A 2,402-nucleotide genomic window follows, 5' to 3' on the forward strand; every position below is an offset into this window, starting at 1 on the left:
GGCGGCGAAGCGCTCCTCAGCCGCCTCTTGCGCGGTCTCGACTTTCTCAAGGAGGAGGCCAAGCAGAGCTTTTTCGGCCCCGGCCCCAGCCCCGTCCTCGACCAGGAGGCCCTGGCGGGCCGGCGCATGGCGGGGCCGGGCGGTTTCGCGGCCGGCAGCGTGAGCGAGGCTTACGGCGCGGGGGTCCTCGACCCGGCCTCCCTAAAGGAGCCCGAGTACGAGCGCTTCAGCGCCGACCTGTCGTGGATGCCGCGCCTGGTGCTGATGGCCAAGAGCACGTATGTCTGGCTGGGCCAGCTCTCCGAGCGCTACGGCCGCGACATCCACCGGCTCGACCAGGTGCCCGACGAGGAGCTCGACCGCCTGGCCGCCCAGGGCTTCACCGGCCTGTGGCTGATCGGCCTCTGGGAGCGGAGCCACGCCTCGAAGGTGATCAAGCAGCTCATGGGCAACCCCGACGCGGTGGCCTCGGCCTACTCCTTGTACGACTACGTGATAGCCCACGACCTGGGCGGCGATGAGGCCTTCGAGAACCTGAAGAGCCGCGCCTGGCAGCGCGGCGTCCGCCTGGCCAGCGACATGGTGCCCAACCACGTCGGCGTCGACGGGCGCTGGGTGATCGAGCACCCCGACTGGTTCGTCTCGGTCGATCAGCCGCCCTTTCCTTCTTATACCTTTAACGGCCCCGACCTCTCGCAAGACGAGCGCGTGGGCATCTTCCTTGAGGACCACTACTACGACCACAGCGACGCGGCTGTGGTCTTTAGGCGCTTGGACCGCCATAGCGGCGACAGCCTCTACATCTACCACGGCAACGACGGCACCTCGATGGCCTGGAACGACACCGCCCAGCTCGATTATTTGAAGGCCGAGGTGCGCGAGGCGGTCATCCAGACCATCCTCTTCGTAGCCCGCAAGTTCTCGGTGATCCGCTTCGACGCCGCCATGACCCTCGCCAAAGAGCACATCCAGCGCCTCTGGTACCCGCACCCCGGCACCGGCGGCGACATCGCCTCGCGCGCCGAGCACGGCCTCACCAAGGCCGAGTTCGACAAGCTCATGCCCGCCGAGTTCTGGCGCGAGGTGGTCGACCGGGTGGCCCAGGAGGTGCCCGACACCCTCCTCTTGGCCGAGGCCTTCTGGATGATGGAGGGCTACTTCGTGCGGACGCTGGGCATGCACCGGGTCTACAACAGCGCCTTTATGCACATGCTCAAGAAGGAGGAGAGCGACAAGTACCGCCAGCTCATCAAGAACACCCTCGAGTTCGACCCCGAGATATTGAAGCGCTATGTCAACTTCATGAACAACCCCGACGAGGAGACGGCGGTAGCGCAGTTCGGCAAGGATGACAAGTACTTCGGCGTCTGCACGGTGATGTCTACCTTGCCCGGCCTGCCCATGTTCGGCCACGGCCAGCTAGAGGGGCTGCATGAAAAGTACGGCATGGAGTACCGCCGCGCCAAGTGGCAGGAGACGCCCGACCAGCAGCTCGTGAAGCGCCACGAGCGCGAGATCTTTCCCCTGCTGCACAAGCGCTACCTCTTCGCCGAGGTGGACAACTTTCTGCTCTACGACTTCCATGCGGAAGGCGGCTACGTCGTCGAAGACGTCTTCGCCTACAGTAACCGCGCGGGGGGCGAGCGCGCCCTGGTGGTCTTCAACAACAAGTTCGCCGAGGCCAAGGGCTGGATCAAGGAGTCTAGCGCCTTCGCCGTCAAGTCCGCTGAGGGCAAGGCGCTCGAGCGGCGCAGCCTGGCCGAGGGCCTGGCCTTGGGCGGCGATGAGCGCTTCGTCATTTGCCGCGACGGCATCGGCGGCCTCGAGTATCTGCGCAGCGCGGGCGGCCTCAGGCGCGACGGGCTCTACCTCGAGCTCGGCGCCTTCAAGTACGCCGTCTTCATGGACTTCCGCGAGGTGGAGGGCGAAGACTACGGCCGGCTCATGGTGCGCCTGGGCGGCCGCGGCGTGGCAAGCGTCGACAGGGAGAAGCGGGCGCTCGCGGTAGAGCCGCTGGTTCAGGCCTTCCGCGAGGTGGTGAGCGGCGAGCGCTACCGGCGGCTCAAGGCGGCCTTTGACGAGGAGACCGGCGCGGAAGCCGTGGACGAGGGCACGCTCGAGCCCCAACTGCGCGTGCTCCTCGAGCAGGTCGGCCGCACGGGCGGCGTGGACCTCGACGCCCCGGCGCGCTCAGGCGAGCTGGCGAGCGAGCTGGGCGAGCTTGTGGAGACCATGATCAAGCTTCGCCGGAGCCTGCAAGGGGGTGCGGCCGAAGAGGCGGTCACGCTGCCCCAGGCCGTCTTCTACAGCGCCCTCAACCTCGTCTTTTTGCGGGCCGTGGAGCCGCTCGCCGAGGCCGTCCCGGAGGCGGAGAAGGCCGACGTCTGGCTCGAGCACTGGTT

The 2,402-nt window shown here is 67.1% G+C and carries 1 protein-coding gene; it reads left to right on the forward strand.

What is annotated here, in order from left to right; all coding sequences use genetic code 11:
• A partial coding sequence (locus M3498_07635) for an alpha-amylase family glycosyl hydrolase (protein ID MDQ3459154.1) occupies positions 1–2,402 on the forward strand: 2,402 nt, incomplete at both ends.

The sequence above is a fragment of the Deinococcota bacterium genome (assembly GCA_030858465.1).
GTDB lineage: Bacteria > Deinococcota > Deinococci > Deinococcales > Trueperaceae > JALZLY01.